The organism is Candidatus Pelagibacter giovannonii, assembly GCF_012276695.1.
GTDB classification, from domain to species: domain Bacteria; phylum Pseudomonadota; class Alphaproteobacteria; order Pelagibacterales; family Pelagibacteraceae; genus Pelagibacter; species Pelagibacter giovannonii.
Genome location: NZ_CP038852.1, coordinates 625,705 through 650,421 on the forward strand (window position 1 = coordinate 625,705; position 24,717 = coordinate 650,421).

Annotated in this window: 21 protein-coding genes, 2 tRNA genes and 2 rRNA genes; 4 read left to right on the forward strand and 21 right to left on the reverse strand. The window is 30.1% G+C overall.

What is annotated here, in order from left to right; genetic code table 11:
- Position 1: 1 nt before the first annotated feature.
- Genes E5R92_RS03520 through E5R92_RS07545 form a run of 9 tightly spaced genes read right to left on the reverse strand, consistent with a single transcriptional unit; the run spans position 2 to position 7,972 of the window.
- Positions 2 to 1,234, reverse strand: coding sequence for a nucleotide sugar dehydrogenase (locus E5R92_RS03520; protein WP_168606726.1), 1,233 nt, complete (start codon positions 1,232 to 1,234; stop codon positions 2 to 4).
- The gene (locus E5R92_RS03525) at positions 1,231 to 2,145 is read right to left on the reverse strand and encodes a Gfo/Idh/MocA family protein (protein WP_168606727.1); all 915 of its coding nucleotides are present in this window, start codon (positions 2,143 to 2,145) and stop codon (positions 1,231 to 1,233) included. The genes E5R92_RS03520 and E5R92_RS03525 overlap by 4 nt, the downstream gene beginning before the upstream one ends.
- Positions 2,142 to 3,680: a PfkB family carbohydrate kinase gene (locus tag E5R92_RS03530; protein WP_168606728.1), complete on the reverse strand. Its 1,539-nt coding sequence runs from the start codon at positions 3,678 to 3,680 to the stop codon at positions 2,142 to 2,144. The genes E5R92_RS03525 and E5R92_RS03530 overlap by 4 nt, the downstream gene beginning before the upstream one ends.
- A gap of 3 nt (positions 3,681 to 3,683) precedes the next feature.
- Positions 3,684 to 4,670, reverse strand: coding sequence for an NAD-dependent epimerase/dehydratase family protein (locus tag E5R92_RS03535; RefSeq protein ID WP_168606729.1), 987 nt, complete (start codon positions 4,668 to 4,670; stop codon positions 3,684 to 3,686).
- 2 nt (positions 4,671 to 4,672) lie between these two features.
- Positions 4,673 to 5,674, reverse strand: a complete 1,002-nt coding sequence (locus E5R92_RS03540; protein WP_168606730.1) for an SDR family oxidoreductase — start codon at positions 5,672 to 5,674, stop codon at positions 4,673 to 4,675.
- On the reverse strand, positions 5,674 to 6,390 hold the full coding sequence (locus E5R92_RS03545; protein WP_168606731.1) for a transaldolase: 717 nt from the start codon (positions 6,388 to 6,390) through the stop codon (positions 5,674 to 5,676). The genes E5R92_RS03540 and E5R92_RS03545 overlap by 1 nt, the downstream gene beginning before the upstream one ends.
- A 6-nt stretch (positions 6,391 to 6,396) precedes the next feature.
- Complete coding sequence (locus E5R92_RS03550) at positions 6,397 to 7,005, reverse strand: phosphoheptose isomerase family protein (RefSeq protein ID WP_168606732.1); 609 nt, start codon at positions 7,003 to 7,005, stop codon at positions 6,397 to 6,399.
- An 11-nt stretch (positions 7,006 to 7,016) separates the two neighbouring features.
- On the reverse strand, positions 7,017 to 7,742 hold the full coding sequence (locus E5R92_RS03555) for an NAD-dependent epimerase/dehydratase family protein (protein WP_168606733.1): 726 nt from the start codon (positions 7,740 to 7,742) through the stop codon (positions 7,017 to 7,019).
- Positions 7,742 to 7,972, reverse strand: coding sequence for an NAD(P)-dependent oxidoreductase (locus tag E5R92_RS07545; RefSeq protein ID WP_168606734.1), 231 nt, complete (start codon positions 7,970 to 7,972; stop codon positions 7,742 to 7,744). Before E5R92_RS07545 ends, E5R92_RS03555 begins: the two co-directional genes overlap by 1 nt.
- A 64-nt stretch (positions 7,973 to 8,036) precedes the next feature.
- Here E5R92_RS07545 and wecB point away from each other — a divergent pair, with 64 nt between their 5' ends.
- Complete coding sequence (gene wecB / locus E5R92_RS03565) at positions 8,037 to 9,107, forward strand: non-hydrolyzing UDP-N-acetylglucosamine 2-epimerase (RefSeq protein ID WP_168606735.1); 1,071 nt, start codon at positions 8,037 to 8,039, stop codon at positions 9,105 to 9,107.
- Between the two features lie 8 nt (positions 9,108 to 9,115).
- The gene (locus E5R92_RS03570) at positions 9,116 to 10,276 is read left to right on the forward strand and encodes a nucleotide sugar dehydrogenase (protein ID WP_168606736.1); all 1,161 of its coding nucleotides are present in this window, start codon (positions 9,116 to 9,118) and stop codon (positions 10,274 to 10,276) included.
- Here E5R92_RS03570 and E5R92_RS03575 read toward each other — a convergent pair.
- The 5 genes from E5R92_RS03575 to E5R92_RS03595 all read right to left on the reverse strand — a co-directional run bounded on the left by E5R92_RS03575 (position 10,265) and on the right by E5R92_RS03595 (position 15,793).
- Entirely contained in the window at positions 10,265 to 11,095 is an 831-nt protein-coding gene (locus E5R92_RS03575; protein ID WP_168606737.1) for an FkbM family methyltransferase, read from the reverse strand. The two genes, E5R92_RS03570 and E5R92_RS03575, sit on opposite strands and share 12 nt — an antisense overlap.
- A gap of 58 nt (positions 11,096 to 11,153) precedes the next feature.
- Positions 11,154 to 13,907 (reverse strand): 23S ribosomal RNA (locus E5R92_RS03580).
- A gap of 149 nt (positions 13,908 to 14,056) precedes the next feature.
- Positions 14,057 to 14,132: transfer RNA gene (locus E5R92_RS03585), tRNA-Ala, on the reverse strand.
- 11 nt (positions 14,133 to 14,143) lie between these two features.
- Positions 14,144 to 14,220, reverse strand: a tRNA-Ile gene (locus E5R92_RS03590).
- Positions 14,221 to 14,318: 98 nt separating this feature from the next.
- Positions 14,319 to 15,793, reverse strand: a 16S ribosomal RNA gene (locus E5R92_RS03595).
- Together the 16S and 23S rRNA genes with 2 tRNA genes alongside form the textbook arrangement of a ribosomal RNA operon.
- 330 nt (positions 15,794 to 16,123) lie before the next feature.
- Between E5R92_RS03595 and E5R92_RS03600 the strand changes: the two genes are divergently transcribed.
- Entirely contained in the window at positions 16,124 to 17,422 is a 1,299-nt protein-coding gene (locus E5R92_RS03600) for a M23 family metallopeptidase (RefSeq protein ID WP_168606738.1), read from the forward strand.
- A gap of 2 nt (positions 17,423 to 17,424) precedes the next feature.
- Here the strand turns inward: E5R92_RS03600 and E5R92_RS03605 are convergent, their stop codons facing one another.
- From E5R92_RS03605 to E5R92_RS03625, 5 genes are read right to left on the reverse strand one after another with little or no spacing between them, the layout of a single operon-like run.
- Complete coding sequence (locus tag E5R92_RS03605; RefSeq protein WP_168606739.1) at positions 17,425 to 17,898, reverse strand: DUF4167 domain-containing protein; 474 nt, start codon at positions 17,896 to 17,898, stop codon at positions 17,425 to 17,427.
- Between the two features lie 14 nt (positions 17,899 to 17,912).
- Positions 17,913 to 18,755 (reverse strand): peptide chain release factor N(5)-glutamine methyltransferase, encoded by an 843-nt coding sequence (gene prmC / locus E5R92_RS03610; protein ID WP_168606740.1) that lies wholly within the window; start codon positions 18,753 to 18,755, stop codon positions 17,913 to 17,915.
- Between the two features lies 1 nt (position 18,756).
- Positions 18,757 to 19,830, reverse strand: coding sequence for a peptide chain release factor 1 (prfA, locus tag E5R92_RS03615; RefSeq protein ID WP_168606741.1), 1,074 nt, complete (start codon positions 19,828 to 19,830; stop codon positions 18,757 to 18,759).
- Between the two features lie 6 nt (positions 19,831 to 19,836).
- Positions 19,837 to 20,937: a flavodoxin-dependent (E)-4-hydroxy-3-methylbut-2-enyl-diphosphate synthase gene (gene ispG / locus E5R92_RS03620; protein WP_168606742.1), complete on the reverse strand. Its 1,101-nt coding sequence runs from the start codon at positions 20,935 to 20,937 to the stop codon at positions 19,837 to 19,839.
- A gap of 3 nt (positions 20,938 to 20,940) precedes the next feature.
- The gene (locus tag E5R92_RS03625) at positions 20,941 to 22,152 is read right to left on the reverse strand and encodes an aspartate kinase (RefSeq protein ID WP_168606743.1); all 1,212 of its coding nucleotides are present in this window, start codon (positions 22,150 to 22,152) and stop codon (positions 20,941 to 20,943) included.
- A 65-nt stretch (positions 22,153 to 22,217) separates the two neighbouring features.
- Between E5R92_RS03625 and ubiG the strand changes: the two genes are divergently transcribed.
- Positions 22,218 to 22,940 carry a bifunctional 2-polyprenyl-6-hydroxyphenol methylase/3-demethylubiquinol 3-O-methyltransferase UbiG gene (gene ubiG / locus E5R92_RS03630; protein WP_168606744.1) on the forward strand — a complete coding sequence of 241 codons (723 nt, stop codon included), beginning with the start codon at positions 22,218 to 22,220 and terminating at the stop codon, positions 22,938 to 22,940.
- Here the strand turns inward: ubiG and E5R92_RS03635 are convergent.
- Together E5R92_RS03635 and argJ are read right to left on the reverse strand one after the other, a co-directional pair.
- Positions 22,937 to 23,368 (reverse strand): DUF1178 family protein, encoded by a 432-nt coding sequence (locus E5R92_RS03635; RefSeq protein ID WP_168606745.1) that lies wholly within the window; start codon positions 23,366 to 23,368, stop codon positions 22,937 to 22,939. The two genes, ubiG and E5R92_RS03635, sit on opposite strands and share 4 nt — an antisense overlap.
- A 41-nt stretch (positions 23,369 to 23,409) precedes the next feature.
- Positions 23,410 to 24,711, reverse strand: a complete 1,302-nt coding sequence (gene argJ, locus E5R92_RS03640; protein WP_168606746.1) for a bifunctional glutamate N-acetyltransferase/amino-acid acetyltransferase ArgJ — start codon at positions 24,709 to 24,711, stop codon at positions 23,410 to 23,412.
- Positions 24,712 to 24,717 lie beyond the last annotated feature (6 nt).

Here is a 24,717-nt window from a genome sequence, read left to right on the forward strand (position 1 = left end):
TTTAATGGCCCATACTTAAATAAGTTTGTTTTTTTGAAAATTGATTTTTTGTTATTAACTTATATGGATCTATAATAATTTTAACATTATTAATATATTTAAAATTGATTAATTTAAAACTTTCCCAAGGTGTCATTATAATCACAATTGATGAGTTTTTTATTACTAAATCAAAATTTTTAAATTGAGTTACTTCCTTATATGAGGCCTTAGGATCATATGAACAAATATTACTAAAGCCTAACTTTTTAATTTTTTTTATTAAATTTATTGAAGGAGAATTTTTTATTGAATTTGTCCCTTCTTTATATGAAAGACCTAAAATACCTATTTTTTTATATTTTTGCAAAAATTTAAATTTTTTCAACTTTAATAAAACCCAGTCTTTTCTGATTTTGGAGATTGTAGAATATGAATTAAATAAACTTTTATATTCTTTTTTGTTGGTGAATTTAATTAATGTTCTCAAATCACGCTCTAAGTTTCCACCTGATATACCAAGACCCGGTTTTAAATAAGCATGTTTACCAATTCTTTTATCGAGCATTATTGCATCTTTTATTTTATCCCAATCAGCACCCTCATTCTCACAGTATTCAGACAGAACATTAGTGGTTGTAACTTGAGTTATTAAAAAAATATTAATAAAAATTTTAGTTAATTCTGCACTTTTATAATTCATTAAAATTTTTGGACACTTGAATCTATCTAAATATAATTTGTATAATTTATCTAAATTATTCTCATTTTTTCCGACAATAATTCTTTCAGGTGATAAGGCTCTTGTTACTGCCTTTCCAAAGATTAAAGTTTCAACCTGATAGTAAAGTTTTTTTTTGTTCCAATTAATCTTTGATAAAAATCCTGGTGGTAATTGACTTTGAATTATCAATACACTTTTTTTTCTTATATTTTTAATTGTAAATTTTATAGTTTTTTTTAAATTACTTAGATCACTTACGCCATTATTATTTGTTAATATATCCAAAGCAATGAAAACTAAGTTACATGTTTTTAATAGTTTAATATCATTAGTAAAAATAATTTTTTTTTTATTCTTCAGAAGTAATTTTTTTAGACCAGGTTCAAATATTTCTATTTTGTTTTTTTTTAAATTGTTAATCAAATTAATATCTTGGTCATAACATATTATATTAAATCCCTTTTCAGCTGATGCTGCAGCATAATTTAAAGATAAATGTGAAATACCATTATAGGCAATTGTTATTTTCATGTTAAATTTGATTTTAAATTTTTTAAAGTTTTAAAAATATATAAATCATTAGATAAATCAGTTTTTACTTTTTTTTTAATTTGATGAAAAAAAAATTGATGTTCCTTTTCCCATGTAGGGTCATTGATATTTATTATTTTTGAGTATTCTTTTGGTGCACCCGATGGAAAAATTCTTTTTCTTAAAAAAAACTCTGATGATCCCCATTTACATAGTCGATTTATACTTATAGATCCTTTTGAACCAACAATTTCTAAACTAAAAGTATTTCTCCACATACAATATGTCATTTCTAATAGGAACTTTGTATTTTTTGTTTTTGAAGTTAATATTGAATGATCAGGAGATTTATTTTCAAAATTTGATTTTGATAAAAAAGTAAACTTTCCCTTAAACTTAAACCAAAAATTAAGTATATCAAATAAATGTGGCCCTATATCTTGAACAACCCCTAACCCTTTATCTCTCCATTTATTTTTTTTTACAAGTTTTGATGTACCGTTTCCATAAAAAATTTTACATAAGTAAACTTTTCCGATGATATTTTTTTTTAAAGTTTTTTTTACTTCTTCGAAGTGAGGCTCAAATCTATGATTGTATGCAGTATAAATGTAAATTCCATTTTTTTGACTTTGAGATTGTAAGTTTTTATAATCAGATATTTTTTTAAAAATCAAAGGTTTTTCAACTAAAATATGTTTTTTTAATTTTATAAAAAAGTTAATCAATTTAAATTTTTGATCATCTGGCACACATAAAAAAACTGCATTATATTTATTTTTAGGGATATCATTAATATCAGTGAAGGTTGCTTTGGTATTTTTATTGTCGTATGAAGCGTAAAAAAAATTTTTTAATATTTTTTCTCTCTTTTGCCCTTGTACACCATACCCAACTATTAAAACTTTCATTTTTTAAATAAATTTACTTTTTCTTCTATTTCTCTCATTTTTTTAATTATTTTTTCTACCGAAATTGGGACGTTTCCATCTAATTCACATTCTGCAGCAGCCGCAATAGAGCCAATTATTGATGAATAAATTAGTGACTTTGAAACATATAATGTAAGCGCAGAGTATGCCAACATTGCATCACCAGCACCGACTGGATCAATAACATCGTTCGCAAAAGATCCTATAGAAAATGGTTGTACTTTAGTATTGTTTTTACAAAAAACACCTCTTTCCCCAAGTTTTAGTATTAAATTTTTTGGATAACATTTTTTTATAAGATTTCCAGCCAACTTTCCAACTGTAGAGTCTTGGTCAGCAAGTACGAATCTCGCCTCTTTTTCATTTGGCGTTATTAAATCAAATTTTTTAAATTCTGTAATATTTCCCCATCTGCTTGCTACTTGGCTATCACCAACCTTAAAAATTTTTTTTGGTATTGAAGACAATAAAACTGGCAAAGACCTAGAATTAAAAATTCCGTGTCTAAAATCACTTAAAATCAAAATATCATCTTTACTATCTTTTAATTTATTTGAAATAAAATTAATTGTTTCTTCCTCAATAGGCGAATTACTTAATGTATCTACTTTTAACAATCGATAAGGACTTGAAATAAATGTATTTTTATTTGTTGTGGGTCTATTTTTTTCTGATATAAAATTAGTCTTTACCTTATATTTTCCAAGTTCTTTTCTAACAAACCTACCCATTTTGTCATTTGAAATAACGCTAGTGAATGTAACATTTGCACCTGCAGAACTTAAGTGCATCGCAACTACTGCTGCTCCACCTATATAATGTTCTTCATTTTCTAACAAAACGCTGAATGTTGGGGTTTTAGTTTGGCCCCCAATAAAAGAAGTTTTGGAATGCGTATCTACAATCACATCTCCAACAACATGAACATTTATTTTTTTTATTCTATGTAAAACCTTATTTATACCTTTAAATGTAATTTTGTTTTGCTTCATTAAAAAATCAAGTTTTTCTAAATCTAAATTAGGTAAATTTGAATTAATAATTTTTGAAGATGAGTAAACAACATCTCCAGGTGTAAAAATAATTTTACCTCCATATTTCTCTACACATTCTTTTTCATCCTGAGTAGTTTTAGGTAGAATTTTAGTACTATATTCAAATCCTTTTGCATAATAATCTGGTTTCAAAAAATTTATTAAATTTAAAGAAGTTTTATTATTATCTATAATAACAAAGTCAATCATTTCATATGCTGCTAAATTTAAAGCACGAAGTTTTTCTGGAACATGAGGTCTATATATCCCTTTGTTTATAAATTTATCAGCCGTACAACTTACAACTAAAATATCAGATTTTTTCTTTGTATAATAAAAATGTCTTACATGGCCTGGATGGACGACATCAAAAACTCCATGACAAAGAGTTAATTTTTTTTTTCTAGGGAATGATTTAACTTTTGCTTTTAAACTTTTTAAATCAATTAATTTGTTTGAGTATTTTTTAAAAAAATCCATAATTTATTTAAGATATTCAAACCATTTTTTTGTAGCTCTTGCTATTTTGTGTTTATTCCAAATAGGTGCATTTTTCCAATTATCTATATTTTTTACCATATCTTTAATTCCATTTTGCATATTAATTTTAGGCCTCCATTTTGTATGTTTTGTAATTTTTTTAATATTTGCATGAGTAATATCTGGCTCACCTGGTCTTTTTTGAATAAATTCAATTTTATCACTTAAAATTTTGGCAATTTTAATTACACTAATTGGTTTACCCGTGCCAACATTGTAGATTTCTCCAATTTTTTTTGACTTTGCAACACAGTAAAAAGCTTTTACTAAATCTGTTACATGAATAAAATCTCTTTTTTGTTTTCCATCTCCTACAATAGTTAAAGGTCTCTTTTTTAAGATTTGTTTCATAAAAACTGGAAACATAGCTCCATAACCACCATCAAATGAAATTCTACTTCCATAAGCATTAAATATTCTTATAGAGCAAATCGGTAGCTTATAAACACTGTTCCAGTGGACACAAAGTTGTTCTCCCATAAATTTACTTAATGAATAAGGGTAAACAGTTGATATCCTGTGATGCTCACTTGTTGGTGTTTTAGCAATACCATAACAAGAAGAAGATGCTGCATAGACAAATTTTTTATATTTTATGTATTTTGTTTGCTCTAAAATATTTAATGTACCAGTAACATTTGTTTTAATATATTTTTTTGGGTCTGTAATAGAAGGAACAATTGAACCAATTCCTGCAAAATGAAAAATAAATTCGATTTTTTTAACACGAATTTGTGAAATCTTAAAATGTTCAATCTGGCAATTAATCAAAAATGCTTTTTTATTTTTTAGATGTTTTTGAATATTCTTTTTTTTCCCTGAGGACAAATTATCTATTATAATTACAAAATGACCTTTTGATATCAAGTAGTCAACCATATGACTTCCTATAAATCCAGCGCCACCAGTAACTATACTAGTTTTTTTCATATCTAATTTGCTTTAAGGTCTAATAACGTCTTAACATTATAATAAACTTTATTTTTTAATGGCTCTGAATATAAATTTTGGTCATACATGTTAACAATTTCTGTAACAGCATCCTCAATTGTTAATTTTGGTTTAAAGCCTAATTTTTGAAAAAATTTATCAGAATTAATATGATAAGACCTGTTATCATCACTTGAAACTGTTTGAATCTCGATATCTTTATAGTCATGTTTACTTTCAAGAATGAATTTTATTTTGTTAGCTATATCTCTGATAGATAAGTTTTCATATCCAATATTAAATATTTCTTTATGAATTTTTTCTTTCTCAGATTCAATTAATGCTACAACAGCTTCACAATAATCTAAAATATGTAAATTAGGCCTTAATTGGTCCCCACCAAAAACACTTATCTTATTGTTACAAATTGCATGACAAGTCAATATGTTAACACTTAAATCAAATCTCATTCTAGGACTGTGCCCACATACAGTTGCTGGTCTAAATATGGATACTTCAAAATTATCCGAAGCTTCTTTTAATAATAGTGGCTCACACAAACCTTTAAACTTATTATATAGAGTTAAAGGTAACAGTGGATGGTCTTCCTTTACATCTTTTTGATCAGACACACCATATACTGAGCTAGAGGACGCATATATAAATCTTTTTATATCATTTTTTTTTGCTGTTAACACTATGTTCTCAAAACAATCAAAATTAATTGTTTTAGATAAATTTTCATCTAAAACATAACTAGCATCATTTGATATACATGCTAAATGTAAAAAAATATCATGATTTTTAGAACTACGATCAAGTTTTGTTAAATCTCTTATATCTCCACTGATAATTTTTAAATTAGGGTTTTTATGATCCAAAAATTTATCTGTAAAATACATAATATCATAAACGGTTACTTCATAACCTTTTTTCAATAAAAAAGGTACTAAACGACAACCAACATATCCCGCTCCTCCAGTTATAAATATTTTTTTTTTCATTAAATTTTAAAACCAGAGTCTTTTGCGTCTTTATAAAACATTTTTACTGTTTCAATTGAGTATTTTTCTAAATTTTTATTTAAAACTTTCAACTTTTTAAGAATTGACGGTGGTACAGTTATTATATGACAATTTATTTGATTAGCCTGCATGATGTTAAATGGCTCTCTAACACTAGCCCATAAAATTTTTACATTAGGATATTTTTTAGATATCATAATATGTTTTTTTATTTCTACTAATGGATCAACACCTGTGTCAGCTATTCTTCCAGCAAATATAGAAATAATACATGGTGTTTTTTTATTAATTTTTTTTAGTATTCTTTTAGTTTGATCTAAAGTAAATACAGCTGTCACATTAATCTTTATCCCATCGTTGTTCAATTTTCCTATTAATCCTGAATTACATTTATTTTGAGTGTTAATTACAGGAATTTTTACATAAATATTTTTTCCCCAACTGGCAATTTCTCTAGCTTGAAATTCTATATTTTTCAAATCATCTGCAAAAATTTCAAAAGAAACATCTTTCTTTTTTATTGTATTTAATATTTTTAAGCAAAAATTTTTATAATTTTTTACTCCTGCTTCTTTCATTAAAGATGGGTTCGTTGTAAATCCTGTGATATATTTTTTTTCTTTAAATTTTTGAATATCTGAAAAATTAGCACCATCTAAAAAAATTTGTGTTTTTAGTTTATTTATTTTAATCATATTATCCTACCATTTTGTTTTATTAACTTGTAATTTTTTATCTGTTACTAAACAATGCCAAACCAAAACTTGCAAGGACTCAGAAATTGGAGTTACAAAATTTGGCTCATCTATTTTCAATACTATTACTACATCTCCAACTTTTTTAGTATAACCTCCATCTCTGCTAACAACTCCAAATATTTTAGCTTTTTTTCTTTTGGCTAGTTTTAATACATTAACTATATTCATGCTTACTTTTTTTTTTATTGATCCACCACCAACTGAGAAAACAAAAACACCGTCCTTTGAGTTTAATTTAGAAACTTTTAACCAATTAGAATAAGATGTATCCCACCCATCATCGTTTATTCTAGCTGTGAGTTCCGAAGTATTGTCTGAAGGAGAATAACATTCAATATTACATAATTTTCTAAAATCATTGACAGCATGAGATGCATTTCCTGCACTTCCACCACTACCTATAAAAAAAATTCTTCCATTTCTATCTTTAATCTTTTTTATCTCACTAGCAATTTTACTAATTTTTACTTGATCAATCAAATTAATTGTTTTTATAGATGAGTTTATAAAAGTATTTAAAAAAAAATTTTGTTTTTTTGGTTTAGTTTTCATTTAAGTTTTTTCTAGGAGTTTATATTTGACTTATACCATTTTATAGTTTTTTCTAGGCCATAATCCAATGTTTTGGACTTTTTATTCCCAATAATTTTTGCAAGATATTTCTGGCTTCCCATTCTCTTTATAATTTGATCCCATTTTCTTCTTTTATTGAGTACTCTTATCTTTGATTTGCTATTGCATATTTTAATTATTTTGTAAGCTAAATCTATAATCTTTGTTTTTTTTCCTGTGCATGAATTAATAATTGTACAATCTTTACTTTTAAAGAGCATTGCATTAAAAATATTATAAATTGCATCATCAATAAATGTAAAATCTCTAGTTTCTTTGCCATTTCCAGTTATTAATAAATCTTGATTCTTAAATGCTCTATCAATCCAATTTGGGATAACATTCCTGTACTTGTGTGCTTTTTCACCTGGACCATATGTATTAAAAATTCTAATGATTGCACTTGGCAATTTATAATAATCATTATAAAATTTTGTATATAGTTCTCCTGTAAATTTTGATATTGCATACGGTGTTTCATGAGGGTAGCATTTTTGATTTTCTGATAACATCTCTTTGCTGGGATACACACAGGAAGAGGAAATATATATAAATTTTTTAATTTTTAATTCTTTTATAGTCTCTAATAGATTTATTGTACCCTTAATATTAGTATTCATGTCTTTGTAGATATTGTCCACTGAGTTTTGATTGGCAAAGTTTGCAGCAAAATGCACTACATAGTCATATTGCTTATTCTTAAAAAAGTTATTAACTTTTTTTTATTTGATAAATTTATTTTACTGTAATTTATTTTTTTAAAATCAAATAAAATATCTGCAATCTTAGGCTTTTGTTTTATATCAATTATATCAATTTTGAATTTATTCTTTAAACAGTGTTTTGCAAAATTTTGTCCTATAAAGCCTAGACCACCTGTTATTAATATTTTATTTGAATAAGACATTTTTTAATAATAAGTAATATCTAATGAAAATTAATTATTTTTCCACTAATAAAAAAAAATTATTATGAACAGAGGAATATGTTTAATATTTGGCACTAGACCAGAAATTATAAAGCTTGCACCAATTATAGACCATTTATCAAAAAAAAAAATACCTTTTACAACAATCTATAGCGGTCAGCATTATGATAAAAGCATGTCAGATATTTTTTTTGAAGAGCTAAAATTAAGTAAGCCAAATTATAATTTAAATCTTGGTAAGAAAAAAAAAAATGACAATTTTATTTTTTCACTTGTAAATAAAGTTGAAAAAATTCTTATTAAGATAAGACCCAAAATTGTTATTGTGCAAGGTGACACTAATACATCTCTTGGTGGGGCTATTGCGGTCAAAAGAGCTAATAATTTTTTAATAAATAAAATTAAACTAGCCCATGTAGAGTCTGGACTAAGAAGTTATGACTATAGGATGCCAGAAGAACTTAATAGACTTTTGATTGATCACATGTCTGACATTTTATTTCCACCAACAATTATACAATCAAAAATTTTAATTGATGAAGGAATTCATAACAAAAAAATATTTATAGTTGGTAGTACGATTGCTGACTCTTTAAAAATGATGAAGTTAAAAAAAAGCAAAGATACAAACACAATCTTATTAACTATTCATAGACATGAAAATACACAAAATAAAAAAATGGTAATTTCAATTATAGAAAATATAAATAAAATTGCATTAAAAAATAACTATAAGATTATTTTTTTCTGTCACCCTAAAACTTTAAAAGTATTAAATAGATATAAAATTATGTTAAATAATAAAATTATATTAAAAAAACCTACCAGCTATAAATTATTCTTGGAAGAGATAATTAAATCAAAAATTATAATTTCAGATTCTGGAGGAATACAAGAGGAAGCATGTATATTAAAAAAAAATTTAATAACTATTAGAAAATCAACAGAAAGACCTGAGACAGAGTTAATTGGATCTAATTTTGTCTCACTCGATTTTTCTAAAATTCAAAGACGAATAGATTACTTAAAAAAACAAAAACCTAAATGGAAATCCCCTTATGGAAAAAATGTTACAAAAAAAATTTTAAGTATTTTAATAAAAGAAAGTTTATAATTTTAATTATGCTTGATATAAAAATTTCCGTAATTGGTTTAGGGTACATTGGCTTGCCATTTTCCATGATACTGGCAAAAAGTGGCTTTAAAGTTAATGGATACGATGTAGATAACAAAAAATTAAAAAAATTAAAATCAAAAAAATATTTATTTGAAGAAAAAAATCTCAATAATCTTATAAAAAATCAAAAAGTTTTAAAAAATTTAAGTTTTACTAATAAGCTTAAATTGGCAAATTTGTATATATTATGCCTTCCTACACCATTAAATAAAAAAAATAATTGTGATTATCAATATATACATAAAGCACTAAAAGAAATTTCCAAAGTAATAAAAGATAAAGATAAGATTATACTAGAAAGTACAGTCGAAATTGGCTTTACGGATAAGATTAAAAAAATTTTAGAGATAAAAAAAAAAAAACTTAAAATTGATATTTACTATGTAAGTGAAAAAGCAATACCTGGAAATACCTTATATGAAATGATCTACAGTGATAGAATTATTGGCAGTAATATTGGAAATAAAGAATTTATATCGAAATTGTATAAGTCATTTGTCAAAGGCAATATTTTTATAACAAATAATAAAGAAGCTGAAGCAACAAAATTAATAGAAAATACATATAGAGATTTTAATATTGGACTTGCAACAAATTTATCTCAAATTTTAAAGGAAAAAAATGTTGACTACAAAAAAGTATTTAATTTAAGCAATAGACATCCAAGGGTGAATATTTTAAGTCCATCATTTGGTGTTGGTGGTCATTGTATACCTATTGACCCTTATTTTCTTGAAAATAAAAAAAGTGGGTTAATAAGTAAAATACGGAAAATAAACAATGACTATATAGATGTGATATCTAAGAAAATAAATTTGTTCATTAAAAACAATGAAAGTAAAAAAATTTGCTTTTGGGGCTTTGGATACAAATTAAATACTAACGATACAAGAGAGTCTCCACCTTTAAAAATCTACAATAAAGTAAGAAAATCAAACTGTTTTGCTTCTGATTTTAATAAAAGTCTTAAAATTAGGAACTTTTTAAAAAGTAATAGTGCATTAAAAAAGTGTGATTTACACTTAATATTTAATTTAAATGACTCATGCATTAATAGAAAGTTTAAAAACAAGAAGTTTGTGAAGGCTTTAGATCTAATAAATTAAATTATTATTTTTAAATAAAACAACTATCCTTGGGCTATTAAAACCAACCATACTAAAATTATTTTTTATCAAGTAATTTGAGCATTCTGAGATTGTCGAGTCTTGATTCACTCCTCTTTCAAAACCACAATCAATAGTAATATATTCTACCATATTTAATTTATCACTTAACCCTTCTAGTATTTCTGGTTCAGCTCCCTCAGCTTCTATTTTTAATAATTTTATTCTACTATTAATTTTTTCTATAACTTCATTCAAGGTAGTGGTTTTAATGCTTATTTTTTTTGAAAATTTATTAATTGGTATAATTGAACTATCACCAAATTCATCACTCAAATAGAAATCAATATCTTTGTTTGACTTATTCCAGAGTCCTAAATTAAATATATTTTGATTTGGCACATTATGCTTAAGATTTAAGAAAATTTCTGGAGATGGCTCAAAACCATAATAATTAATTTTATCTTTAAAGCATAGATATAAATCACCGTTGTTTGCACCAATATCAATTATATTATCATCATCTTTGAAGTTTATTTTGTCTATATGGTAAGTAGAAGTAAGTTCTAATATTCTTTTATCAAACCCTTTTCCATAAGCGTATAAGCCAACTTTTTTTTGACTAAATATCCATTTTTTTTCAATACAAAAATATTTTCTATCTCTAAAAATTATTCTATTTTTTGAATTATAAAATAAACTATAAAAGTTGAATAATTTTGAGTAAATATTTCCATTAAATAATAAAGTAAAATGAAAAAGTATCTTATTAATAGAAAATGCGAAATAATAATTGTAAATCTTATTAAGGAAATTCATAATTTAATAATTTAGGTTTGAAATTTATATCAAACTAATAAAAATTTTTTTCAGTGCATAAATCAAGCCAATTGAGCTATTAGTACTGGTCAGCTACACGCATTACTGCGCTTCCACATCCAGCCTATCAACGTGGTGGTCTACCACGGCTCTATAGGAAGAACTAGTTTTGAGGTGAGTTTCCCGCTTAGATGCTTTCAGCAGTTATCTCTTCCATACTTAGCTACCCTGCACTGCGGCTGGCGCCACAACAGGTCCACCAGTGGTATGTTCAACCCGGTCCTCTCGTACTAGGGTCAACTCCTCTCAATTCTTCTACACGCATAGCAGATAGGGACCGAACTGTCTCACGACGTTCTGAACCCAGCTCACGTACCACTTTAATTGGCGAACAGCCAAACCCTTGGGACCTGCTCCAGCCCCAGGATGTGATGAGCCGACATCGAGGTGCCAAACACTGCCGTCGATATGAGCTCTTGGGCAGTATCAGCCTGTTATCCCCGGCGTACCTTTTATCCGTTGAGCGATGCCCCTTCCACTCAGAAGCACCGGATCACTATGACCGACTTTCGTCTCTGCTCGACTTGTCAGTCTCACAGTCAGGCAGGCTTATGCCATTGCACTCTACGAACGATTTCTGACCGTTCTGAGCCTACCTTCGCACGCCTCCGTTACTATTTGGGAGGCGACCGCCCCAGTCAAACTACCCACCATACAATGTCTCGCTGCCGGATGACGGCTAGCGGTTAGATGTCAAGAAAAACAAAAGAGGTATTTCACTGGTGACTCCACAAAAGCTAACGCCTTTGCTTCAAAGTCTCCCTCCTATGCTAAATATGTTTTTCCTAACACCAATGTAAAGTTGCAGTAAAGGTGCACGGGGTCTTTCCGTCTAACTACGCGAACTCCGCATCTTCACGGAGAATTCAATTTCACTGAGTTGATGTTGGAGACAGCGGAGAAATCGTTACGCCATTCATGCAGGTCGGAACTTACCCGACAAGGAATTTCGCTACCTTAGGACCGTTATAGTTACGGCCGCCGTTTACTGGGGCTTCAGAAGTTAGCTTGCACCAACCGCATTAACCTTCCAGCACCGGGCAGGCGTCAGACCCTATACATCCACTTACGTGTTAGCAGAGCCCTGTGTTTTTGATAAACAGTCGCTTCTCCCTGGCTTGTGCCACCCTTCTATAGTTGCCTACAAAAGGGTCTTCCTTATCCCGAAGTTACGGAAGCATTTTGCCGAGTTCCTTCAACATCATTCTCTCAAGCGCCTAAATATACTCTATTAATCTACCTGTGTCGGTTTCGGGTACGGTCTTCATGATGGAGCTATTTCTTGGGACCTCTTCGCGGCAAGTTCAATCCAATAAGAACTCACAACTTACGAAATCCGTCACTACCATCAGGTCAAGGAATATTAACCTTGTTTCCATCGACTACGGCTTTCGCCCTCGCCTTAGGTGCCGACTAACTCTACGCGGATTAACCTTGCATAGAAACCCTTAGATTTTCGGCGACGAAGTTTTTCACTTCGTTTATCGTTACTTATGTCAGCATTCGCACTTCTGATACCTCCAGGATCCCTCACGGGTATCCCTTCACAGGCTTACAGAACGTTCCGCTACCCCTTACAAAGTTCGAAAACTTTGTAAAGCCACAGATTCGGTACATGATTTTAGCCCCGTTACATCTTCGGCGCAGAAACTCTATTAGACCGGTGAGCTGTTACGCTATCTTTAAAGGATGGCTGCTTCTAAGCCAACCTCCCGGCTGTTAAGGAATTTCCACATCCTTTCACACTTAATCATGATTTTGGGACCTTATCTGGTGGTCTGGGCTCTTTCCCTCTCGACCATGGACCTTAGCACCCACAGTCTGTCTGCCGAAGAACAATGTCTAGCATTCGGAGTTTTATTAGGTTTGGTAAGAATCTCTTCCCCCTAGCCCATTTAGTGCTCTACCTCTAAACATCTATTTATTCGACGCACTACCTAAATAGTTTTCGCGGAAAACCAGCTATCTACGAATTTGGTTGGCCTTTCACCCCTTACCACAAGTCATCCAAAGACTTTTCAACGTCAACTGGTTCGGTCCTCCGGTTGGTGTTACCCAACTTTCAACCTGCTCATGGTAAGCTCATTCGTTTTCGGGTCTAATTCATTAAACTAATCGCCCTATTAAGACTTGCTTTCGCTGCGCCTACACCTAGATGGCTTAAGCTTGCTTAATAAATTAAGTCACTGACCCATTATACAAAAGGTACGCCCTCACCCTAAAAAGGGCTCGGACTGATTGTAGGCATGCAGTTTCAGGTTCTATTTCACTCCCCTAATAGGGGTTCTTTTCACCTTTCCCTCACGGTACTAGTTCACTATCGGTCACTGAAGAGTATTTAGGCTTAGAGGGTGGTCCCCCTATATTCGAGCAGGATTTCTCGTGTCCCGCTTTACTCAAGAATTTTGTTAGACATTACTCATACGGGACTATCACCCTCTATGGTTAGCATTTCCAAACTATTCAAATTTTTCTAACAAAACTACTGGCCTACTCCGCGTTCGCTCGCCACTACTAACGGAATCTCAATTGATTTCTTTTCCTCTGGTTACTTAGATGTTTCAGTTCTCCAGGTTGTCTCTTTAAACCTATGTATTCAGTTTAAAGTACCACATAAAGTGGTGGGTTTCCCCATTCGGAAATTTTCGGATCAAAGCTTACATACAGCTCCCCGAAACTTATCGCAGTATATCACGTCCTTCATCGGCTTTCAGTGCCAAGGCATCCACTACACGCCCTTAAACGCTTGATTTATGCACAGAAAAAAATTCTTTTAACAGAAAATTTATCTATGTTGTGATCAAATTTTTATTTTGAACATTAAATAATAACTTTTAATGTTCGGATATAGATATTGATATAAATTATTTTTATTTACAGTTTTAATAACTAAATGTTTCCTGGTGGAGGATACAGGGATCGAACCTGCTACCTCCTGAATGCAAATCAGGCGCTCTCCCAGATGAGCTAATCCCCCATTTAGGTTTTTGGTGGGCCGAGAAAGACTCGAACTTTCGACCCCACCCTTATCAAGGGTGTGCTCTAACCAACTGAGCTACCGGCCCTACAAGAAGGAAACATTACTTTAAGAAGAGAAATGAGGACGGTCAACATTACCGATGTATATTATTTAGAGTGAAATTTTACTTTCACTCATCCTTAGAAAGGAGGTAATCCAGCCGCAGGTTCCCCTACGGCTACCTTGTTACGACTTCACCCCAGTCGCTGACTATACCGTGGTCAAGGGTTTAAAACCTTGCCTTAAGGTAGAACCAACTCCCATGGTGTGACGGGCGGTGTGTACAAGACCCGGGAACGCATTCACCGTGGCACGCTGATCCACGATTACTAGTAATTCCAGCTTCATGCACTCGAGTTGCAGAGTGCAATCCGAACTGAGGCATCTTTTCGGGATTTGCTTAACGTTGCCGTTTTGCTTCCTGTTGTAGATGCCATTGTAGCACGTGTGTAGCCCAACACGTAAGGGCCATGAGGACTTGACGTCATCCCCACCTTCCTCCAGCTTATCACTGGCAGTTCTTTCAGAGTGCCCAACTTAATGATGGCAACTAAAAGTGAGGGTTGCGCTCGTTGCGGGACTTAACCCAACATCTCACGACACGAGCTGACGACAGCCATGCAGCACCTGTGTTTCGTCCGGCCGAACCGAAAACTCTAATCTCTTAGAGTCGCGACGAACATGTCAAGTGTTGGTAAGGTTCTGCGCGTATCTTCGAATTAAACCACATGCTCCACTACTTGTGCGGGTCCCCGTCAATTCATTTGAGTTTTAACCTTGCGGTCGTACTCCCCAGGCGGTGTGTTTATCGGTTTCCCTGCGACACTGAAAATAAATTTCCAACGTCTAACACACATCGTTTACGGCATGGACTACGAGGGTATCTAATCCTCTTCGCTACCCATGCTTTCGTTCCTCAGTGTCAGTAATGATCCAGAAAGCTGCCTTCGCAATTGGTATTCTTTCTAATATCTACGAATTTCACCTCTACACTAGAAATTCTGCTTTCCTCTATCATACTCTAGCTGAAAAGTTTTGATGGCAGTTCCAGAGTTAAGCTCTGGGATTTCACCACCAACTTTTTCAACCACCTACGAACTCTTTAAGCCCAGTAATTCCGAACTACGCTAGGTCCCTTCGTATTACCGCGGCTGCTGGCACGAAGTTAGCCGGACCTTCTTATTCGGGTACAGTCATTTTCTTCCCCGACGAAAGAGCTTTACAACCCAAAGGCCTTCTTCACTCACGCGGCATCGCTGCATCAGAGTTTCCTCCATTGTGCAAGATTCCCCACTGCTGCCTCCCGTAGGAGTTTGGGCCGTGTCTCAGTCCCAATGTGGCTGATCATCCTCTCAAATCAGCTATTGATCATAGTCTTGGTAGGCCATTACCCTACCAACAAACTAATCAAGTGCGGGCTCATCCAATGGTGCATAAAGCTTTCTCCGTAAAGACTTATCCGGTATTAGCACAAGTTTCCTCGTGTTATTCCAGGCCAAAGGGTAGATACCCACATGTTACTCACCCGTCTGCCACTAAGTATTGCTACTTCGTTCGACTTGCATGTGTTAGGCGTGCCGCCAGCGTACGTTCTGAGCCATGATCAAACTCTCAAGTTAAAAAACGGCGCACACTAGCTTCATATATAAATTGTAAGAATACAATCCATACGATTTTGAAGTGTGTACGACAAATTTTGGTAACCTTAACCGTCCACACTTCTCTTCTTAAATTTTTACTTTTTAAATAGCTAATTAGGTCTAAAATGCCCAATAATCCTCACTAATCTATTGATTGAACAATAATTTTACTGAGAAAGTGTGCTGCTTATAAGCTAAAATAAAAGTAAATCAAGCATTTAGCATTTAAATAAATGCTTAAAAATATCAATAAACACAAGGTTTTTTTTGATTTTTAGTCATTACTAAATTAATAATTCAAAATTCAAGATGATATTTAGTTCAAATAAAATAATAAAAATAATAAAAAAAAACATTGAGATTACTTTTCTTTTTTTATTACTGTTAATTACAATTTTGATCACCTCTATCTATAATGAAAAAAAATTATTAGTAAGTGAAAATTACAAAAATTTAATAAATAATATTTATTTCCAAAAAAGTATTAACCAAATTTTTGATAATCTAGTTCCAAGATATAGAAATATTAGTCATAAAATTTCTAGTGGTGAAACTTTTGATAAAATTTTAAATAATTATTTAATACCAAATGAAGAAATTAATCGGGTCAAAAAAAAATTAAATTCAGATTATGATATAAATAATCTTAAACCCAATCTTGAAATAAAGATTATTATTGATCAATCAAACAATAAGGAAATTATCTCCTTTTTATTTCCAGTTTCTAGAACAAAAAAGATTCAATTAACAAGAAATCTAGGTAATAATCTTTTTGAAAAAAATATAATTATTACAAATTTGAATAAAAAAATTATTTTTAAGGAAGGAAAAATTATAAAAAGTTTATATAAAACAGCTATTGATTTAAGCGTTCATCCAAACGTAATTATTGAGTTTGCAAGAATTTATGGATTTCAAGTTGATTTTCAAAGAGACATTAGAAAAAATGATAATTTTCAAATCATGTATGAAGTATTTGAAGATGATGATGGTAAAATATTTGAGACAGGTAATATAGTTTTTGCAGATCTAAAACTAAGTGGAAAAAATAATGCGTTATATTATTTTAAAAAGAAAGGTAGTGAAGGGCACTATGATGAAAATGGCAAGAGTGTTGAAAAGGCATTGATGAAAACTCCTATTAATGGTGCAAGACTTTCTTCTCCTTTTGGAATGAGAAAACATCCTATAGATGGTTTTAATAAAATGCATAGAGGAACTGATTTTGCAGCCCCAATGGGTACTCCTATTATGGCATCTGGAAGTGGACTTATAACGAGAGCAAAATGGTGTGGTGGTGGTGGAAATTGTATTAAAATAAAACATAATTCAACTTATGAAACCATTTATGCACATATGAAAAATTTTGCTAAAGGAATAAAAGAGGGAATAAGAGTAAAACAGGGTCAGATAATTGGTTATGTTGGATCGACTGGAAAATCCACAGGTCCACATCTACATTATGAGGTAGTTGTAAATGGAAAAAAAGTTAACTCTCAAAAATTAAAGTTGCCTTCTGGCAAAACTCTTAAAGGAAAAGAAAGAAAAATATTTGAGGTAGAAAAAATTAAATTAGATGTTTTAAAGTCAGAATTAATTATTGGATAAAATTAACTAACTGCAACTTTCTTTTCAACAACTTTTTTACCTTCACTTTTTGAAACTTTTTTAACTTCGTGTTCGGTCACTTCTTTTTTGACCGTTTCAGCTTCAATTTTAACAACTTCTTCAACTTTTTTTTCTGGATCTACTGGCTTAATAGTTGCAGCTACAGATGAATTTACTCTAGCCATTCTAAGGCTTTCTTGCTCGTTTTGAACTCTTGTAAAGTGATCTGCATGTTGAAAATAATTTTCAGATAAAATTTTATCTTCATTAGCTAAAGCTTCTCTTGCTAAATCATTATATTTTTCAATAAGTTTAACAGCATTATGATTATTTCTACCTGGAACTTTTCTTTGAAAATTATCATTGTTAGAAAATTTTGATCCTTCATTATTGCTTCTAAATGGAGGTCTTCTATTATTATTGCTTCTAAATGGAGGTCTTCTATTATTACTATTATTATTTCTAAATGTTACCATAATATTTTTTCAATTTAAATTTTAGTGCTGATTATACAGCGATCATTATTGCCATAATCTTTTACGGCTTTGTTAACGTAAAAACCTTCTTCTTTTAATATTTTTATAACTTTATTTTTTTGATTAAAACCTATCTCTAAAATAAATTTACCATTTTTCTTAATCAGAATACTTGCCTTATTGATAACTTTTCTGATTTTTGAAAAACCATCAAACCCACCACTTAAAGCTAACTTTGGCTCAAAATTAACTACATCTTTTTCCAAATATTTTAAACTTAACTGTTCAATATATGGAGGGTTTGAAACAACTAGATCATATTTGCCATTATTAAAATTGTCAACACTTGAGTGAAAAAACTTCACACGATTAGTTAAGTTTAGTTGTTTTGCGTTAAATTTGCTTATATTTATACTTTTTTTAGAAATATCTATTCCAGTCCCATAAAAATTAGATCTCTCTTTTAGTATGGATAAAAGAATGCATCCAGATCCAGTTCCAATATCGAGAACTTGTAATTGTACATCTTTTAAATAAATTTTTAAAACTTGCTCTATTATTAATTCACTATCAGGTCTTGGAATTAGCACATCTTTATTAACAAAAAATTCATCTTTCCAAAACTCTTTTTTGTTTATCAAGTAGGCAATTGGTTCACCTTTTTTTCTTCTTTCAATTAAACTATTAAATTTATCTAATTGCTCTGAGTTCAGTATTTCTTTAGGATTTAAAATAATATGTTTTTTATCTCTTTTAATCGAGTCAGATAATAATATCTCACTATCAAGTTGAGGATTAGCAGTCTTATATTTTTGTAGGATATTTACTCCTTTATTCAGAATGTTTTCTATATTCATTTTAATTAAGATTGCTTAATTTTTCTTCTTGTGCTTGCAACGTTAAGTTCTCTACCATTTCATCAAAGGCTTCACCTTCTAAAAAAGCTTCAAGCTTGTGTAGGGTTAGATTAATACGATGGTCTGTTACTCTTCCTTGTGGAAAATTATATGTTCTAATTCTTTCGGAGCGATCTCCAGTTCCTATTTTACTTTTTCTATCCTCTGATCTTTCACCTTCTATTCTTGATCTTTCTAATTCATAAAGTCTTGATCTTAAAATTAACATCCCTTTTGCTTTATTTTTGTGTTGCGATTTTTGATCTTGTTGAGATACAGATAGCCCTGTCGGAATATGAGTAATTCTCACAGCACTATCAGTTGTATTAACAGATTGTCCACCTGGGCCACCAGCTCTAAACACATCAATTCTTAAGTCTGAATCATTTATTTTTATATCAACATCTTCTGCTTCCGGTAGTACGGCTACTGTTGCAGCAGAAGTGTGAACTCTTCCCTGAGTTTCTGTATCTGGAACTCTTTGAACACGATGAACTCCACTTTCATACTTCAATGTTGAATAAATATTTTTTCCTCTAATTGATGCAATAACTTCTTTGAGTCCTCCTGCCTCACTCTGGGACATACTTATTAATTCTAATTCCCATTTTTTTTGATGACTAACTTTTTCATACATCTTAAAAAGATCTGCAGCAAACAAGCTTGCCTCTAACCCTCCCGTACCTGCTCTAATTTCTATAATCGCATTTTTTTTATCAGCTTCATCTTTTGGTAATAAAAATAGTTTTAATTTTTTTTCTATGGATTCATTTTCTAATTTTAAATCTTTTAATTCTATCTCAGCCATTTCTTTAAACTCATTATCACTACTAGAATCACTTAATATTTTCTCTAGATCTTTTTTTTCCCCTTCATAAGAAAAATATTTTCTAGCATCATCAATTACATCATTTAAATCTGAGTATTCTTTTGATTTTTCAGCAAAAAGTTTTTTATCCACTTCACCTAATGATAATTCTTTTTCTAAAATAGAGTGCTTAGATATTAAATCTTCAATAGTTTTTAGAGGTATCATTATATTTTATAATTTTTTATCAAGTTCAGCAGCTTTTTTTTCGACTTCACTTACAACTCTTGATATTATGTCTTCTGATAAAACTTTTTCACTTTGAATGCCAGATAAATAAAGCATATTGTTACCTTTGCCACCTCCTGTTATTCCTATATCCGTCATTGCTGCTTCTCCTGGTCCATTAACTACACAGCCAATAATTGATAATGTTAAAGGGGTTTTAATATGAGAAAGTTTATCTTCTAATATTTTTACTGTATCAATTACTTGAAATGCTTGTCTTGCACATGATGGACAGGATATAATCTTTACGCCTCTATTTCTTAAGTTAAGTGACTTTAATATTTCATTGCCAATTTTAATCTCTTTAACAGGATCATCAGACAAAGAAATTCTTATGGTATCACCGATTCCATCCATTAAAAGTGAACCAAGTCCTATTGATGACTTTACACTGCCTGATACAAAACCCCCAGCTTCAGTGATCCCTAGGTGTAGTGGATAATCTGTAACTTTTGATAGTTGGCGATACGCTGCAATAGATAAAAATATATCTGAAGATTTTACGCTTATCTTAAAATTAAAAAAATCTTGATCTTCTAAAATTTTAATGTTTCTCTGTGCACTTTCAACTAAAGCTTCTGGGCATGGCTCCTTATATTTTTCTAGAATATCCTTTTCAAGAGAGCCCGCGTTAACACCTATTCTAATAGAGCAATCATTATTTTTAGCTGCACTAAGTACATCGTGTATTTTTAATTTATCTCCTATGTTGCCTGGATTAATTCTTAAACATTTTGCTCCATTTTCGGCTGCTTCTATTGCTCTTTTATAATGAAAATGAATATCAGCAATTATTGGGACAGATACATGCTTTGTAATTTCCTTAAGGGCCAATGAAGACTCTTCATCTGGACACGAAACCCTAACCAGATCAGCACCCTCTTCATGAATATCATTAATTTGTTTTATTGTAGCCTGAATATCAGTTGTCAAAGTGTTGGTCATAGATTGAACAGAAATAGGATTGTCTCCACCTATTTTTACGTCACCAACATTTATAACTTTTGTTTTTTTTCTATTAATATCTCTAAATGGTCTTAAGCTCATAAGTTAATCTAACTTAAATTCTTTGTGAAGCACTGCTACTGCTTTTTTTATCTGTTTATTTGAAATTAAAACTGAAATTTTAATTTCAGAAGTTGAAATAACCATTATGTTAATCTTTTTTGAAGCTAATGCTTGGAACATTCTATAGGTAATTCCTGGTGTTGTAATCATACCAACACCAATAATAGATACTTTCGACACATTATTATTGTATGTAAACTTTCTAAATGAAATTTTTTTATTTTGTTTAATTATTTTTTCTGTTTTTCTTATATCTTCAGATTTAATTGTAAAAGTTAAGTCTGTTTCTTTTCCATTTAAAGAAATATTTTGAACTACCATATCAACATTAATTTGATTAAGTGATAATGGTTTAAAAACAGCAGCTGCTACTCCTGGTCTGTCCTTAACACCCACAATCGTAACTTTAGAATCATTTTTTGTAGAAGTAATTCCAGTTATTATATGATTACTAAAGGTTTTTTTTGCACCAGTTATTAATGTACCCTTCTTTTTTTGAAATGAGGATTTAACTGAAAAATTAATGTTATTTAGTTTTGCATCTTGTACAGAAGTAGGCTGCATAACCTTTGCACCTAATGATGCCATTTCTAACATTTCGTCGTAGGAAATTTTATGAATTTTTTTAGCTTTTGAGTGATTTCTTGGATCTGTAGTATAAACGCCATCTACATCAGTATAGATATCACATGCATCAGTATTAAAAAATTTTGCCAGCATTATTGCTGATGCATCAGTACCTCCTCTCCCCAGTGTTGTAATCCTATTTTCTAAGTTAATGCCTTGAAAACCAGTGATGATAGGTACTCCACCTGATTTCATGAAGTTAAGTATTTTTCCTTTATTGATTTTGTTAATTCTTGAAGAACTATAAGGTCCTTCTGTAATAATTGGTAGCTGCCACGACATCCATGATCTAGCTTTAAAACCAAGATGTTTTAATCTACCAGCAATTAATGCACAAGTTGCTTGTTCTCCTGTTGCTAATAAAACATCATATTCTGCTGCATCAAAGTTATTGCTTAATTCTTTTGTCTTTTTTATTAATTCATTAGTTGTACCACTCATCGCAGAAGAAACCACAATAACGCCTATTTTCTTATTTTTATAAGAAGAAATAATTTTTGCTACGTTCTTTATTCTACTTATGCTTCCAACAGAAGTTCCACCGAACTTTAATACAACAGTTTTCATTGATAATTTTGTAATTTATGTTTGATAAAATACATCTTAATTGTTATGTCCACAAGTCATCTATTATGAATTCAATAAATAAAAAAGAAATTGAGAAATTTTCCAAAATTGCTGAAGAATGGTGGGATCCTAATGGCAAATTCAAACCATTACATATTTTTAATCCAATAAGAATTAGATATATAAAAGAAAATATTATTGAAGATTTTAAGGTTAAATCATCTGATAAGCCATTAAAAAATATTAAATTACTAGATATTGGTTGTGGTGGAGGACTATTATCTGAGCCAATGTGCAGACTAGGAGCAAGTGTTGTTGGTATTGATGCATCAAAGAAAAATATTGAAGTTGCAAAATTTCATGCAAAAAAAAATAAACTTAATATTGACTATAAAGTTGCATCTCCAGAGATGTTAAAAAATAAGACAAGATTTGATGTAATTTTAAATATGGAAATAGTTGAACATGTTAACGATATAGACTTTTTCATTAAAGAAAGTTCAAAATTATTAAAAAAAAATGGAATAATGTTTATTGCAACACTTAACAAGACATTAAAATCTTATGTATTCGCTATAGTGGGTGCTGAATATATTTTAAAATGGCTGCCAATTGGAACACATGATTGGGAAAAATTTGTTAAACCTAGTGAATTAATAAGTATTACTAAAAAAAATAATCTATCTCTTAAAAAATTAAATGGAATGAATTTTAATATATTAGATAATAGTTGGAAAGTAACAAATGATACTTCTGTTAATTATATTACAAAATTTATAAAAAATTAATTTGTAGTGTTTTTTATCCAAGGCAGTATTTCAGCTTTTATACCCTCTTCTTTTAACTCGTTAAGATCTTTTTTTGTTGCAGTGCCATAAATACCTTTGGCTTTTTTTTTATCTTTATAATACAGAGACCTTGCCTCATAAGCAAAATTTTCACCAACATATTCAAAATTTTTTTGAATAAATTTTTGATATTTATAAATTATTTTTTTAATTTCTCTATATTTTTCACCAGATGAATCAATATCTCTCAAATTATTTTTTGATATGCTCACACTAGGAGACATCAAGCCTTTACAAACATTTAAGGAATTACAAAAATAACAATTTAAGAATTTTTTCTTTTTAAGTTTTTCATATTCCTTAGATGATGAAAACCAACTATCAAAAGTAGTTTCACAATCTTTACATATGAGCTTGTATTTGATCATAAGCTATAGTTAATAATTAATAAGGTTAATTCAATATCAAATTAGCTTCTATAATCAGCATTAATCTCAATATATTTTTTTGTTAAATCCATTGTATAGGCAGTAAAACTTTTTGAACCCATATTTAAATTTACTAAAATATCTATAGATTGATCCTTCATATAGTTAGACGCTTCATTTTCATTGTAATTTTTAAAAATTTGTCCTTTTTCTATAATCTTAATACTACCAAAACTTATTGATAATTTTTTTAAATCTATTTTCACTCCAGATTTTCCTATGGCCATTATTATTCTGCCCCAATTTGGATCTTCTCCTGCAATAGCTGTTTTAACTAGATTTGAATTAGCAATAGAAAAGGCTATTACTCTTGCTTCTTTCTCACTTTTTGATTTAGCTATATTGACTGTAATAAATTTAGTAGCTCCTTCACCATCCTTAACTATTCTTTTTGACAAATTTAATAAAACTAAATGTAAAGCTTTATCAAAATTAAATATCTTTTTATCATTAATATTTTTAATGATTGGGTTTTTTACTTTTCCTGTTGAAAAAATAGAAACCATATCGTTTGTACTTGTGTCACCATCGCAAGTAATTGCATTGAAGGTTGTATCGATATTTTTTTTTAATAGTTTGCTTAAAACATCATTTGAAAGATCTGCATCTGTAAAAATATAACCTAATGTAGTTGCCATGTTTGGAAAAATCATTCCAGACCCTTTGGCAATTCCATAAATCTTAACACTTTTATTTCCAATTTGGCATTCTTCCATGGCAATTTTTGGCTGCAAGTCTGTTGTCATTATACCTAATGCAGCTTTCATCCAGATAAATTTATTTTGTGTGTATCTAATTCTTTTAATTAGTTCTGGAATTTTATTTTTAATTTTTTCAGTTGGATATTTTTCTCCAATTGTCCCCGTACATCCAAAAAGGACTTGATTTGATGATATCTTTTTTGGAGAGTCCTCGTCTTCAATTTGTTTTTCTGTTAACTGTGATGCTGCTTCTTCTGCTATTTCTTTCAAACCTTTGTACCCATCTGATCCCGTAAATGCATTGGCATTTCTAGTGTTAACAATTAGAGAGCTTATTTTTTTACTTTTTATATTTAAATTCCATTTAATATTCTCTGAAACTATTTTTGATTGTGTGTAAACAGACGCATAGTTTGCCCCGTCTCTAAAATAAAACATAACCAAGTCATCTCTAAATTTGCTGTATAAATTTGCACAAACTGTGGATATTGAAACTCCATCTAGATGTTCTAAATCTTGAAAGTCCCTATTTTTTGACTTTAAATTTAGTGAGTTTATAAAGTTATTAACGTTTAATGGCATGTGTTT